10 protein-coding genes are annotated in these 13,528 nt (G+C 70.3%); 7 read left to right on the top strand and 3 right to left on the bottom strand.

Annotation, left to right across the window (positions count from 1 at the left end; genetic code table 11):
* Positions 1-197 precede the first annotated feature (197 nt).
* Complete coding sequence (locus tag ABZV40_RS44975; RefSeq protein ID WP_355456220.1) at positions 198-1,361, top strand: cellulose-binding domain-containing protein; 1,164 nt, start codon at positions 198-200, stop codon at positions 1,359-1,361.
* Positions 1,362-1,402: 41 nt separating this feature from the next.
* On the top strand, positions 1,403-1,573 hold the full coding sequence (locus ABZV40_RS44970; protein WP_355456218.1) for a hypothetical protein: 171 nt from the start codon (positions 1,403-1,405) through the stop codon (positions 1,571-1,573).
* A 120-nt stretch (positions 1,574-1,693) separates the two neighbouring features.
* On the opposite strand, the gene ABZV40_RS44965 is transcribed toward ABZV40_RS44970, so the two are convergent.
* Together ABZV40_RS44965 and ABZV40_RS44960 are read right to left on the bottom strand one after the other, a co-directional pair.
* Positions 1,694-2,554 (bottom strand): ester cyclase, encoded by an 861-nt coding sequence (locus ABZV40_RS44965; RefSeq protein ID WP_355456216.1) that lies wholly within the window; start codon positions 2,552-2,554, stop codon positions 1,694-1,696.
* Positions 2,555-2,586: 32 nt separating this feature from the next.
* Complete coding sequence (locus ABZV40_RS44960) at positions 2,587-3,903, bottom strand: ferredoxin reductase family protein (RefSeq protein WP_355456214.1); 1,317 nt, start codon at positions 3,901-3,903, stop codon at positions 2,587-2,589.
* A 166-nt stretch (positions 3,904-4,069) separates the two neighbouring features.
* Between ABZV40_RS44960 and ABZV40_RS44955 the strand changes: the two genes are divergently transcribed.
* Entirely contained in the window at positions 4,070-5,116 is a 1,047-nt protein-coding gene (locus ABZV40_RS44955; RefSeq protein ID WP_355456212.1) for a LacI family DNA-binding transcriptional regulator, read from the top strand.
* Between the two features lie 73 nt (positions 5,117-5,189).
* Entirely contained in the window at positions 5,190-6,242 is a 1,053-nt protein-coding gene (locus tag ABZV40_RS44950) for a hypothetical protein (protein WP_355456210.1), read from the top strand.
* A 12-nt stretch (positions 6,243-6,254) separates the two neighbouring features.
* On the opposite strand, the gene ABZV40_RS44945 is transcribed toward ABZV40_RS44950, so the two are convergent.
* Positions 6,255-8,360, bottom strand: a complete 2,106-nt coding sequence (locus ABZV40_RS44945) for a 2Fe-2S iron-sulfur cluster-binding protein (RefSeq protein WP_355456208.1) — start codon at positions 8,358-8,360, stop codon at positions 6,255-6,257.
* 67 nt (positions 8,361-8,427) lie between these two features.
* Here ABZV40_RS44945 and ABZV40_RS44940 point away from each other — a divergent pair, with 67 nt between their 5' ends.
* The 3 genes from ABZV40_RS44940 to ABZV40_RS44930 all read left to right on the top strand — a co-directional run bounded on the left by ABZV40_RS44940 (position 8,428) and on the right by ABZV40_RS44930 (position 13,419).
* Entirely contained in the window at positions 8,428-9,081 is a 654-nt protein-coding gene (locus ABZV40_RS44940; protein ID WP_355456206.1) for a TetR/AcrR family transcriptional regulator, read from the top strand.
* A gap of 343 nt (positions 9,082-9,424) precedes the next feature.
* Positions 9,425-11,812 (top strand): ricin-type beta-trefoil lectin domain protein, encoded by a 2,388-nt coding sequence (locus ABZV40_RS44935; RefSeq protein WP_355456204.1) that lies wholly within the window; start codon positions 9,425-9,427, stop codon positions 11,810-11,812.
* A gap of 2 nt (positions 11,813-11,814) precedes the next feature.
* Positions 11,815-13,419 carry a ricin-type beta-trefoil lectin domain protein gene (locus ABZV40_RS44930; protein WP_355456202.1) on the top strand — a complete coding sequence of 535 codons (1,605 nt, stop codon included), beginning with the start codon at positions 11,815-11,817 and terminating at the stop codon, positions 13,417-13,419.
* The last annotated feature ends 109 nt before the right edge of the window (positions 13,420-13,528 follow it).

Genomic DNA, 13,528 nt, shown 5'->3' with positions numbered 1-13,528 from the left:
TCCCCACCCCCCGGGGGTCCCCCCCCGCCCCCGCCCCCCCCCGGCGGGGGGCCCCCCCCCGCCCCGCGGCCCCCCCCCCCCGGCGGGGGGGGGGCCCCCCCCCCCCCCCGAGGCCGCACAGCACGATTGCCAAACCGTGTCCACCTGGTTACAGTCCGAACTGGGAGCGCTCCCAGACCGAGCCCGCAGGAGAGCACATGCGCTGGAAGACGAGCGGTGCCTTGATCCTGGCCGCGTTGACGACCGCGGCCACGGCCACAGCGGGAATCATCGCGAACCCCGTCCACGCGGCCGACGCGCCGGCGTGCGCGGTGGACCTCCAGGTCGACCAGTGGAGCAACGGTTTCGTCGGCCGGGTCACGGTGACCAACAACGCCGCCCCCGTCGACGGCTGGGCCCTGGTGTGGACCTTCCCGGGCGACCAGCGCGTCACCTCCAGCTGGAGCGCCGGCGTCACGCAGTCCGGCAAGGTCGTGACCGCGCGCAACCAGGACTTCAACCGCACCATCGCCACCGGGGCGTCCGTGCAGTTCGGATTCCAGGCGACCTTCCAGGGCAGCAACGACAAGCCTGCCGACTTCACCCTCAACGGCGTGCGGTGCAACGACACCAACCCGCCCGCGACCACGACCACGACGACCACCACCACGACGACCACGACGACCTCGAACCCGCCGGCCGGCTGCCCGAGCGGTGCGTTCTGCGACGGCTTCGAGAACCAGGCCGGTTCGACGCCGGCCGGGGACTGGTCGCTGAACTTCCCGAACTGCCAGGGAACCGGCACCGCGACCATCGACAGGTCGGTCGTGCACAGCGGCACCAGGTCGGTGCGCGTCGACGGCCGTGGTGGCTACTGCAACCACGTGTTCCTCGCCACCACCAAGGGGATTAGCACGTCCGGCCAGTACGTGCGGTTCTACGTGCGGCACACCACCGCGCTGCCGGAGGCGCACGTGACGTTCGTGGCCATGAAGGACACCGCGGACGGTGGCAAGGACCTGCGGATGGGCGGCCAGAACCGCGCCCTGCAGTGGAACCGCGAGTCCGACGACGCCACGCTGCCGGAGCAGAGCCCGGCCGGGGTCGCCCAGAGCGTTCCGCTGGCGGTGAACCAGTGGGCGTGCGTGGAGTTCGGGATCACCGGCTCCGAACTGCGGACCTGGCTCAACGGCACCGAAGTGCAGGGCCTGCACGCGGACGGCGTGCCCACGCCGGACGTGGACGCGCAATGGCTTCGCCGGGGCGGATGGCGGCCCGCCCCGGCGAACCTCCGGCTCGGCTGGGAGAGCTACGGCGGCGGAGACGACACGCTCTGGTTCGACGACGTCGTGCTGTCGTCGTCCCGCATCGGCTGCTCCTGACCGGCCGTCCCGTTGCCGACCTGAGGTGGCCGTGACGGTGGATGAAGGGCTCCTTGCTCCACCTGGTGTGGATGAAGGGCGCCTTCATCCACGTCACCACGCGCCTGGCGAGGCCTGACCGCACGGTGCGCGGCAGTGCGGCAGATCTGGCACGCCCGGCAGCCGCGGCGCACCCGGCCGGGATGAACGGCGCATTTGTCCACCTGAGGTGAACAAATGCGCCGTTCATCGCGAGCCTGCCCGCGAAGGTCGGCGCAACGCGTCGCCGCTTGAGCTCCTGGCATTGCCCCGAGGTGGATGAAGGAGCCCTTCATCCACCTCGACAGCGTCCGCTACCGGCCGTCGGCGACGACGTCCCAGTGCTCGATGATCTTCCCGTCGACCACCCGCAAGATGTCCGCCACGACGTAGTCGGAGCTGAAGACCCACACCAGGTCGCCGTCGGCGAGGGTGTTGCCGAACTCGGTGCGGCTGGCGACCCCGCTGCTGGGGGCGGTGACGCCCTGCTGCTGCATGAACTGCTTGAGCGGCTCGGTGCCGTTCCCGGCCGCGGGGTTGTGCTGGTAGTACCGCGGGTCCCAGCTGGTGTCGATCACGGCCGCGTCACCGTCGGAGAGCTTGCGGTAGGCCTCGACCGCGAACGTCCGGTTCTTCTCCTCCTGCTCCTCGGAGATCGTCGGCGCCCCGTTCGGGTACCGGTACACGTCGCTGAACAGGGAGTTGCCGCTGGCGGTCGTGGCGGGCACGGTCTGCGCGATGCTCCAGTGCTCGACCAGCCTGCCGCCGCCGACACGGAACAGGTCGATCCTGGCCTCGCCGGTCGCCTCGTCGGCCGGTGTGGCCGACGCGTGCCAGTGCACGGCCACCAGGTCGTGGTCGGCGGCGGTGCGCTTGACCGTCGCCACCGCACCGGGGATCTTCGCCTTGAGGTCCTGGAACTGCTTGATCTGCCCGTCGGCTCCGGCGGGCAACGACTTGTCGTGCTGCACGTAGTCCGGTCCGACGAGCTCGTTCACCACGCCGGTCTTGTTCTGGTTGAACGCCTCCGCGTACAGGCGCAGGACGAGCGCCCTGTTCTGCTCCTCGGCCGCTGACGACGGGCCGGGCGCGCCGGTGCCGGAAGCGCCGGTGCACGCGGTCGTGAGGCAGGCCAGGACAACCAGCCAGGGCAGGGTCTGCCGGGCGTATCCCACTCGGGTCTCCACTTGTTCTCAGGTCGATGTGATCAGGCCAGGCCGAACCGCTCGGAGTGCACCTGCCGGGCCGGGACCTTCAGCGCGCGCAGGGCGGTGAGCACGGCCGAGGTCATTCCGGGCGGGCCGCAGACGTACACGTCGCGTTCGGTGATGTCCGGTACCAGGGCGAGGAGGTTGTCCGGTTCGAACGGCGACGGTCCCGCGCCGGTGTGGCCGGTGAGCAGGTGCAGCTGCCCGCCGCGTGCCGCGACCAGGTCTCGCACCTCGTCGCTCAGCACGGCGTCGTTCTCGGTGCGTGCCCGGTAGAGGACGACGACGTCACCGGCCGTCTCCTCCTCCAGCAACGCGCGGATCGGCGTGATGCCCACGCCTCCGGCGATCAGCAGCGCACCCGGCTGCGTGCGGTGCAACGAGGTGAACGCGCCGTACGGTCCCTCGACGAACACGCGGTTGCCGACCTGGAGGTGCCGCAGGCCCGCGCTGGTGCGGCCGGCGGCCTTGGCGGTCAGGCGCAACGAACGGCCGTCGGGTGCCGCGGAGAGCGAGAACGGGTTCGCCAGCCACCAGTGGTTGTGCCCGGGGAACCGCCAGATGCAGAACTGGCCCGCCCTGGCCGGCAGCTCGTCGAGGTGGCGGCCGGTGACGCGCACCGTCACCACGTCGTCCGACTCCCGCACGACCTCGGCGACCCGGAACTGGTGGTAGCTGTTGCGCCACAGCGGCACCACGATCCGTCCCGCGACCAGCGAGCCGAACGCGAACGCCCACAGCGCCCACCAGTAGGCCTTCGCGAACGTGGAGGAGGTGAAGGTCGTGGTCTCCAGCAGCTGGTGGACGAACGCGAGCCCCAGCGCCAGGTACAGCGCCAGATGCACCCCGTGCCAGGTCTCGTACCGCAGCCGCCGCCGCACCGAGCGGGTGGAGACCACGCCGACCACGACGATGATCAACGCGGCGCACATCCCGAGCAGCGAGGCGGGCACTCCGGCCAGCGCGAGGAACGTCCTGCCCGCGGCCGCCCCGTCGAGCTTCGCGTAGCCCAGCACCACCAGCACCGCGTGCGCGAGCACCGTCCACAGCAGAGTGAAGCCGACCCACCGGTGCCAGACGGTCAACCGGTCCATGCCGATCCGGCGGTCGAGCCACGGCAGCCGCGCCACCAGCAGCAGCTGGAACAGCAGCACCACGGCGGCGTGCAGGCCGACGAACTTGGCGACCGTCAGCACGCCGTTCTTGCCGGTCCCGGCGGTGAGGAAGAGGACCTCCACGATCACCAGGTTGACGACGACGAACGTCCACAGCGCCCACCGCGCCGCGACGACCGGAGGTACGGTGCGTTGCCGCACCGGAGAAACCCGCGCCTCCACCTTTTCCCCTTTGTCCACATGACACGCTCGCGTCCGATTGCCGCGAGAACCACTCCAGCCCCAGCGGCCGTCCCGGTCGCCGTGGCCGGTAGGTTGAGTGATTAACGTCTTAACCACAAGCTGGTACGGGCCTGTTGAGATGCACATGGAAAGCACGCACGGCTGGCGCCGCCCCACGCTCGGGGTCGTGGCCGCACTGGCCGGGGTGTCCACGGCCACGGTGTCGAACGCGCTCAACGGGACCGGCCGCCTGTCCGAGGCGACCAGGCAGCGGGTGATCACCGCGGCCCGCGAGCTCGGGTACGCCCCCGCCAGCACGGCCAGAGCGGTGGCCTGCGGCAGCACGGGAGTGCTCGGCCTGACGATGACGACCTACGGCGACCTGCCCGTGCCGTACACCGAGATCCCGTACTACGCGCAGCTGACCCTGGGCGCGATGGCGGCCGCCCACGACCGCGGCTACCTGCTCATGACGATGCCGAGCTCGTTGTCCCCGTGGATGTGGCTCAACGCGCCGCTGGACGGCGTCATCCACGTGGGCCCGCGCGCGGACGACCCGGTGTGCGCGCTCCTGCGCGAACGCGGCATCCCGATCGTCAACGAGGGCCGCCCACCGCGGCCGCGCCGAGGTGACGCGTGGGTGGACGCCGACCACGACGAGGCACTGCGGCTCCTGCTGGACCACCTCACCGAAGCCGGCGCCCGGCGGATCGGGCTCAGCCTGCCCCGGCACGACGACACCTATCCACACGAGATCGAACGCGCGTACATCGCCTGGTGCACCGAACGCGACCTGCCTGCGCTGGTCGAGGAGTACGCCACGCTGCCCGACTACTTCAGCGCCGAACGCGCCGCGGTCGCCCGCCTGCTCACCCGCGACCCGCGCCCCGACGCGGTCATCGGCGTCTACTCCGACTCCGGCCACAACATCCTCGCCGCCGCCCGGGACCTCGATCTGCTGGTGCCGCGGGATCTGCTGGTGGCGTGCATCAGCGAGGACAAGGACTACGCGACGACGGCACCGCCCGTCACCACCGTCAGCCTCCGCCCGGACCGGGTGGGCGACGAGGCGGTCGACCTGCTGATCGCTCTGATCAACAGGCGCACCGGGGTGGACCGGCGGCGCACGGTGCGGCCGGCGCTGATCGCGCGCCGGTCCACGCAGGCCGTCGCGGAAACGACCCCGTCCTGACCGGCCACGGCGAAGCGAGCTCACGCGCCTTCTCCCGATCCGCGATCAGGCCTTCGTCGTCCCGCTGGTAAACGTGCCGAATGACCTGCGGCAGGCGTGGACGGCGTGGGATGGTGAGGTGGTGTACCCGACCGGAACCCTGGGCGCTGTGGCACATTCGGGCGGCTTGCTGGTGCGCCGGCCGGAGCTGACCGTGGGTGTCGTGCGCGCGGTGTCCGGGCTCTCGGCTCTGGAGATCGAACTGCTGGCCCGCCGCCCGCTGGATCGTCGTGACGCCACCGAACGGCAGCGCGACATCCGCGAGGGCCTTTCGCTCCAGCCGGCCGCCGCGCCCCGCCGGTTGCTCCCGGCCTGGGACGAGGGCGTGGACCTGCGCGCCGGTCGGCTCGACCACGCCGGCCATGCGCACTGGGAGTACGCCACGTTCTGCTCGTCGAGCAGCGGCGACTACCACCTCGGCACGTCCGGCCCCACCTACCGGGCCCTCTTCCGGTTCCCACCGGCATTCGACCGGATGTCGCTCGTCCTCGCGTGGCCGGAGATCGGCTTCCCGGAGACCGTCATCACCGTGCCGCTGCCCGACCGGGCCACCGTCGAGCGGGCCACCACCTCGATCTGGCAGGCACCGGTGGAGGTCCGTCCGGTGCCCGACGGACTGAACCACCACGCCGCCGACAGGCTCGACCCACCGGCCGTCGAAGCGGGCACGAACGTCGCGGCACCCCGAGTGCTGCACCGCCGCGATCACCGCGCGGCCGTCGTGCTCGCTCGACTGACCGCCGTGGATTCCTTGCTGTCCATGGAACTGCACAGCACCGCCACGGACGATTTCACGGAGACGATCAACGCCCGCGCGTTCTCCCGCCGGGCGCCCTCAGGCCTGCGGGACGACCCGGCCCGGATCCGAGCCGCCGGTCCCGGCGCCTCTGTCGCAGTCGTCCAGGGGCAGGAGGCTTTCTGGATCCGGCCCGGTGACGGCTCGTTCTCCGGCGGCGACCGGACCTTCTCCGGCGTCCAGGAGTTCACCCTGAACCGCCCGCACGGCGACGTGCTCGACCTGGTGGTGGCCTGGCCGCTCGCCGGACTCCACGACGTGCGAGTGCGCATCCCCCTCAAGCCGGCCTGACCACCGGTCCGGTCAGCGGCCCGTGATGTCCACCGTGACATCGGCCAGTGGCGAACCGGTGCACGTGAGGATGCCGCCGGACGCCTTCTGCTGCGCGGTCAGGCAGTTCGGTTCCTGCTGGGAGACCTCACCGCCGAGGAGCTTCACGACGCACTCCCCGCAGCTGCCGACGGTGCAGGAGTACGGCATCGGCAGACCGGCCGCGAGCCCGGCGTCGAGCAGCGTCTGGCCCGGCTCCACCACCACGTCCCCGACCGGTTGCCCGTTGCTCTCCACGACCATTCGCCGCGGCACGGCGGAAGTCGCCGCCGCCCGCCCGGTGGCGTAGCGCTCCAGGTGAACCCGGTGGTCCGGGATGCCGAGCTCTGCCAGCGCTCGCTGCGCGGTGGTCATGAGTGGTTCCGGGCCGCAGAGGTAGAACCCCGAGCCGGGGGACGCGTCGAGGCCGGTGACCCACCGCCGGACGCCGGCCAGGTCGAGCCTGCCGTCGCGGGAGGTCAGCACGTGCGTGATCGAGAACCGGTCGGGGTGTTCCGCCGCCAGCCGGTCGAGATCGGTGGCGAAGATGGTCTCTTCCGCACTGTGGTTGCTGTACAGCAAGGAGATCCGGGGCCCGGTGGGCTCGGCGAGCAGGGTGCGGATCATGCTCGCCATCGGCGTGACGCCGCTGCCCGCCGCGATCAGCACGAGCTCCCGTTCGGAGTCCACGTGGAAGGAACCTGACGGGCCGCGCACGAGGAGCCGGTCGCCCACCGCGAGGTGGCGGTGGACGTAGGTGGAGAACCAGCCGTCGCCGACCCGCTTGACCGTCAGCTCCAGCCGGGGTGAGCCCGGCACCGACGACGCCGAGTAGGGCCTGCGCTCCGAGCGGCCACCGATGTCGGCGACCAGCGTGAAGAACTGGCCGGGCTGGAAGTCGAACGGCTCGCCGTCCTCCAGCACGACGGTGACGGCACTGGGCGTCTCCCTGCGCACCTCGACGACGCGCACCTCCCGCAACGGGCTCTTCGCGGCCGTACCGGTGGCACGACGCCGGAAGAAGCCCGCGACCTCGTACCCCTCCTCGTTCAGCCCCAGGCGGTAGGCGAGGTTGACCACCGCTCTGAGCCACCTGGCGGGCACCAGCCCCGCGATCTTGAACAGGACCGACGATCCGCGCCGGGAGTTCGCGGCCAGGTGCGCGCTCGCCACCGCCATGAGGTCGGGCACGTCGGCGGGGTCCGGGTGCGCGGCCGGTGTCCACAGCCTCGCCCGCGCCACCGCGTCGCTGGACGTCAGCTCGGCGGACTCGACGTCGACGAGCAGCGCGGCGTGCGGCGGTTTTCCGCGCAGCGACAGCGGTTCCAGCACGGCGGGGTTTACGGTGATCGTTCCCCGGCCGCGGACGTGCAGCACGCCTGTGCGGCCGGGGACGAGCGCGGCGAACGAGAGCCGGTCGTCCTCAAGGAGGTTGTGGAGCGTGTCCGCGCGTTTGTTGCCCTTGCGGTCCGCGATCACGAGCGTGCGGCCGTCCAGGATCCGCGCGACCGTCTGCCGTTCCCCACGAGGGCTGGTGTCACCGCCGCCCTCGCGGTCCCAGGTGGACAGTGCGAGGAACGGTGCCGCGATGAGGAAGTCCGCGATGCCGGGCGCGGCGAGCGGACCGTCGCCGATCTCCTGGGCCGGCTCGGCCGGCGAGGGCGGCTGCCAGAGCCCCGAACGCAGCACCGCCTGGGCGCAGTGCACGTACGCCTCCGCGACGTCGAAGACCACCTCGCCGTCCCGGCCGGGGGAGGCGGAACCGTTGACCCGCAACGTCTCCCCGACCCCCGGCAGGAGGAAGAGCATCGAGGCGGGCCCGGTCGCGACACCGGGTTCGTTCAGGGTGAAGGAGATCCTGGTCCGCGAGTGCACGCGGGCGAATCCCGGCGAACCACCGACGAAGGTCGTCCTCGAGAGGCCTTGCGCGTCCCGGTGGCCGAAGCCCGCGATCGGGCAGTGGGCGAGCACGGTCACGCAGCCCTCGTCGAGCGCGTCGATCTGCTTCAGCATGATCATCGGTGCCGGGCGGCCGACGAGTGCCTCGACCTCACCGATCGTGCAAAGTCGATCACGGGACGCTATGTTTTCCGAGGTCATAGCACTATTATGAGTTTTTGCTCAGCTATTGTGTACTCGCTTTTGCCGCCGCCCGAGGAGGACCGCCGTGCCGTCGGCCAAACGTTCCGTCGAGCCACGTCGCAAGCCCAGACAGGTCCGGGCGGAGCTCACCCGCGACCGCATCCTCACCGCGGCTGCTCACGTTTTCGCCGAGCACGGCTACGCCGCCGGCACCACCAACCGCATCGCCGAGCGGGCCCGCGTCTCGATCGGCTCGCTGTACCAGTACTTCCCGAACAAGGACGCGATCCTGGCGGAGCTCGTGATCCGGCACATCGACCGCGGCGTCTGGCCTCAGGCCGACCGGCTCGACCTTTCGCCGGGAACCCTGGAGCAGGTGGTGCGGGCACTCGTCCGCGACGCGATCGACAACCACCGCGACGATCCCCAGCTGCTGCAGATCATGCTCCAGGAGGCGCAGTTCTCCGGGGAAGTGCTCGACACGATCGCGCGGCACGGCGAGCAGCGCATCGCCCAGCTCAGGAACCTGCTCGCCCGGCACCCCGACGTCGGAGTGGCCGACCTGGACACCGCGGCCGAGCTGATCGTGTTCACCGTCGAGCTGAACACCCACCGGGTCATGGCCTCCTCGCCGACGGCGGCGGTCGAGAAGTTCGAGACCGAGCTGGTGGGCATGGTGACCCGGTACCTGCGCGGCCCGGCATATCCCGGGCCCGCAATTGGGCACGTTCACGAATGACCAGTCGAATGCGTCGAAATGATCAAGTGGTAGCGCTCCCAACAGCGTATTGGCCTCGCTAGCGGAGTGTGTTAGCGTTCACATGAACAGTGTGTGCCGATTGTGTGCAGATTCGGTCGGCCGCCGCCGTGCTGTTCGTGCTCGCCGTCAACGATGATGGGGTACGCATGTGCGGTTCGGCACGTTTTCGACGCCGAGAAGGCAAAGCTTTCTTTTCCTTTTGCTCGGCTGTTTCGTGTCATCGCCGTGACGGCGGCTTTCCCGTTTTCTCCTCCGCACAGGCCCGCTCCGCCGCGCGGGCCGCGGTTCCAGCCACTCATCTTCATCTGGAGGGAGCACAGTCATGCCCGCAACCCTGCTCGGGCGCGTGCGCACCGCGGTCTTCGCGGCCGTGCTGGCCGCTGCCGGTGTCGTGGCGGCGGCACCGGCCCAGGCCGCCACGGCGATCACGATCAACGGCTCGTCCGGTGGCCGCACGTTCGACGGCGTCGGCGCGGTCAGCGGCGGTGGGGGCAACAGCCGCCTGCTGATCGACTACCCGGAGCCGCAGCGCGGCCAGATCCTGGACTACCTGTTCAAGCCCGGCTACGGCGCCTCGCTGCAGATCCTCAAGGCGGAGATCGGCGGTGACACCAACTCCACCAGCGGAGCGGAGCCCAGTCACGCCCACTTCCGCGGCGACCTGAACTGCGACCGCGGGTACGAGTGGTGGATCATGGAGCAGGCCAAGGCGCGCAACCCCGGCATCAAGCTGGTGGGCCTGGCCTGGGGCGCGCCGGGATGGATCGGCAACGGCACCTTCTTCTCCAACGACCTGGTCAACTACTACCTGTCCTGGCTCGGCTGCGCCCGCCAGCACGGGCTGACGATCGACTACCTCACGCCGGTGCAGAACGAGAAGCAGTGGAACGCCGACTGGACCGTCACGATCCGCAACGCCCTCAACTCCAACGGGTACAGCGCGGTCAAGATCATCTCCGGTGACTCGTGGCCGGGGGACTGGGGACCGGCCGGTCCGATCTCCAGCAACACGGCCTACCGCAACGCCGTCGACGTGCTGAGCGCGCACTACACCTGCGGCTACCTGAGCGCGCAGACCACGTGCAACGTCCCGTCGAACGTCGCCAACTCCGGCAAGACGCTGTGGTCGAGCGAGAACGGCTCCCAGGACTACAACGACGGCGCCAAGCCACTGGCCCGCGGCATCAACCGGGTGTACATCGACGGCAAGATGACCGCCTACCTCAACTGGGACCTGATCGCCGCCGTCACCCCGAACATCCCGTGGCCCACCGTCGGGCTGGTGCTGGCCAACCAGCCGTGGTCGGGCTACTACGCGGTCGGCAAGGACACCTGGGCGCTCGCGCACACCACGCAGTTCACCGCCCCCGGCTGGAAGTACCTGGACGCGTCCACCGGCTACCTCGGCGGGAACCGCAACAACGGCAGTTACGTGACCATGAAGTCGCCCAACAACTCCGACTACAGCACGATCATCGAGACCATGGACGCCGGCTCGGCGCAGACGCTGAACTTCAACGTCACCGGCGGGCTGTCGACCGGTCAGGTGCACGTGTGGGCGACCAACCTGAACTCGAACAACCCCAACGACTTCTTCGTCCACAGCGCCGACCCCACGCCGTCCAACGGCGCCTTCTCCCTGACCGTCCAGCCGGGCTACCTGTACACGGTCACCACCACGACCGGACAGGGCAGGGGCACCGCGACCAGCCCGCCCCAGGGCTCGCTGAACCTGCCCTACAGCGACAACTTCGACGGGTACGCGGCCGGCAAGGAGGCCAAGTACCTGATGGACATGGAAGGCGCCTTCGAGGCGTCCGCGTGCGGCGCCGGCCGTGCGGGCACGTGCGTGCGCCAGGCGTCGACGCAGCAGGCGATCCCGTGGAAGACGAGGACCGACCCGTACGCGTTGCTGGGCAACGTGGCCTGGAGCAACTACACGGTGTCGGCGGACGCGTTGCTGGAGAAGCCCGGCTACGCCTCGCTGATCGGCCGTGCCGGTGGGCAGGACACCGGCAACCAGGCCGCGCTGAACGCCTACCACTTCCGGGTCAGTGACACCGGCGCCTGGTCGATCCTGCGCACCAGCACCAGTGCCCAGGTCACCACGTTGCGCAGCGGCTCGACCACCGCGCTGGGCACCAACCGCTGGCACTCGTTGTCACTCGGCTTCTCCGGCAGCACCATCACCGCGAGCGTCGACGGCGCGGTCGTCGGGACGGTGACCGACTCCACGCTGTCGGCCGGTCAGGTCGGGCTCGGCACCAGCCAGGGCGAGACCGCGCAGTTCGACAACCTCGTCGTCGCCGGCTCGGGTGGCGGCACGACGTCGTTGCTGCGCAACAACAACGCGGGCCGGTGCCTGGACGTCCCGAACGTCTCCCAGACCAACGGCACGCAGGTGACGCTGTGGGACTGCAACGGCGGTGCCAACCAGCAGTGGACGGTCAACACCACCAAGCAGATCCAGGTCTACGCCAACAAGTGCCTCGACGCCGACGGCTCCGGCACCACCCCGGGCACCAGGGTGGTCATCTGGGACTGCACCGGCGGCGCCAACCAGCAGTGGAACGTCAACACCGACGGCACGATCACGGGTGTCCAATCAGGACTGTGCCTGGCCCCGAACGGCGGCGGCACCGCCAACAGCACCCCGGTGACCCTGCAGACCTGCAGTGGCGCGGCCAGCCAGAAGTGGACGCGGAGCTGACGATGAACCCACACACGATCGCACGCCGTCTCGGTCATCTCGTGGTGGCCGCGGTGACGGCCGCGGCCCTGGCGGCGGTGGCACCTGTCGCCGCGGTCCTCACGGCCCCGCCCGCCCACGCCCTCGGCAACGGGCTGGCCAGGACTCCGCAGATGGGGTGGAACGACTGGAACGCCTACGGCTGCAACGTTTCCGACTCGCTGGTCAGGGCCACCGCGGCCGCCATGCACAACAACGGCATGCAGGCCGCGGGCTACCAGTACGTCAACATCGACGACTGCTGGATGACCCACAACCGGGACTCGAACGGCAACCTCGTGCCGGATCCGGCCAAGTTCCCGAACGGCATCAAGGCCCTCGCCGACCACGTCCACTCGCTCGGCCTCAAGCTCGGCATCTACGAGGACGCCGGCACGGCGACCTGCGCGGGTTATCCCGGCAGCCTCAACCACGAGCGCCAGGACGCGAACCTCTTCGCGTCCTGGGGGATCGACTACCTCAAGTACGACAACTGCAACAACCAGGGCGTCAACGCCCAGTCCCGCTACACGGCCATGCGCGACGCGCTGGCCGCCACCGGCCGCCAGATCCTGTACAGCCTCTGCAACTGGGGCCAGGACAGCGTGTGGACCTGGGGCGCGAACGTGGGCAACAGCTGGCGCACCACCGGTGACATCGCGCCGAACTACAACAGCATGCTCAACATCTTCCACGCCAACGTCGGCCTCACGAGCTACGCGGGACCCGGCGGGTGGAACGACCCGGACATGCTCGAGATCGGCAACGGCATGTCCGCCACCGAGGACCGGACGCAGTTCAGCCTGTGGGCCCAGATGGCCGCGCCGCTGATCGCCGGCAACAACATCCCGAACGCCAGTGCCACGACCATCTCCATCCTCACCAACACGCGGGTGATCGCGGTGAACCAGGACCCGCTCGGCAGGCAGGGCCGGATGGTGTCCTCGTCCGGTGGCCGCGACGTCCTGGCCAAGCCGCTCGCGAACGGCGACGTGTCGGTCGTGCTGTTCAACGAGGGCTCCTCGGCCGCGACGATCTCGACCACCGCGGCGGCGATCGGCAAGACCGGCGCCGCCCGCTACACCCTGACCGACCTGTGGTCCGGTGCCACCTCCACCACCACGGGCACGATCAGCGCGTCGGTCCCCGCCCACGGTGTGGTCATGTACCGGGTGGCGGGCGGCTCGACCGGTGGCGGGGACCCGGTCACCGGTCCGGTGCGCGCGGTCGGCGCCGGCAAGTGCCTCGACGTGCCCAGCACCACGGCGGGCACGCAGGCGCGGATCTGGCCGTGCAGCGGCCAGCCGGCCCAGAACTGGACCTACACCACCGGAAACCAGTTCAGTGTCAGCGGCGGCACCATGTGCCTGGACGCCTACAACAACCAGACCAGTCCGGGCACGAAGGTGATCGTCTGGTCCTGCAACGGCCAGACGAACCAGCAGTGGCTGCGCAACTCCGACGGCTCGATCACCGGTGTCCAGTCAGGACTGTGCCTCGACGTCACCGGGGCGTCCACGGCCGACGGCGCGCTGGTCCAGCTGTCGGCGTGCAACGGTGGCAGCAGCCAGCGCTGGGCGCTGGGATAGCCGGAACCACCCACCACCACGGCGACGGCCGCGCGGGCCCCCGGGACCCCGGCGCGCCGGCCGCGGGGGGGGGGGGGGGGGGGCGCCCCCCCCGGGACCCGCACCCCCC

This window comes from Lentzea sp. NPDC004782 (assembly GCF_040609115.1).
Classification (GTDB): domain Bacteria; phylum Actinomycetota; class Actinomycetes; order Mycobacteriales; family Pseudonocardiaceae; genus Lentzea.
Note: the sequence above shows the minus strand (reverse complement) of the source record. Positions and strands in the feature narration are given on the sequence as shown.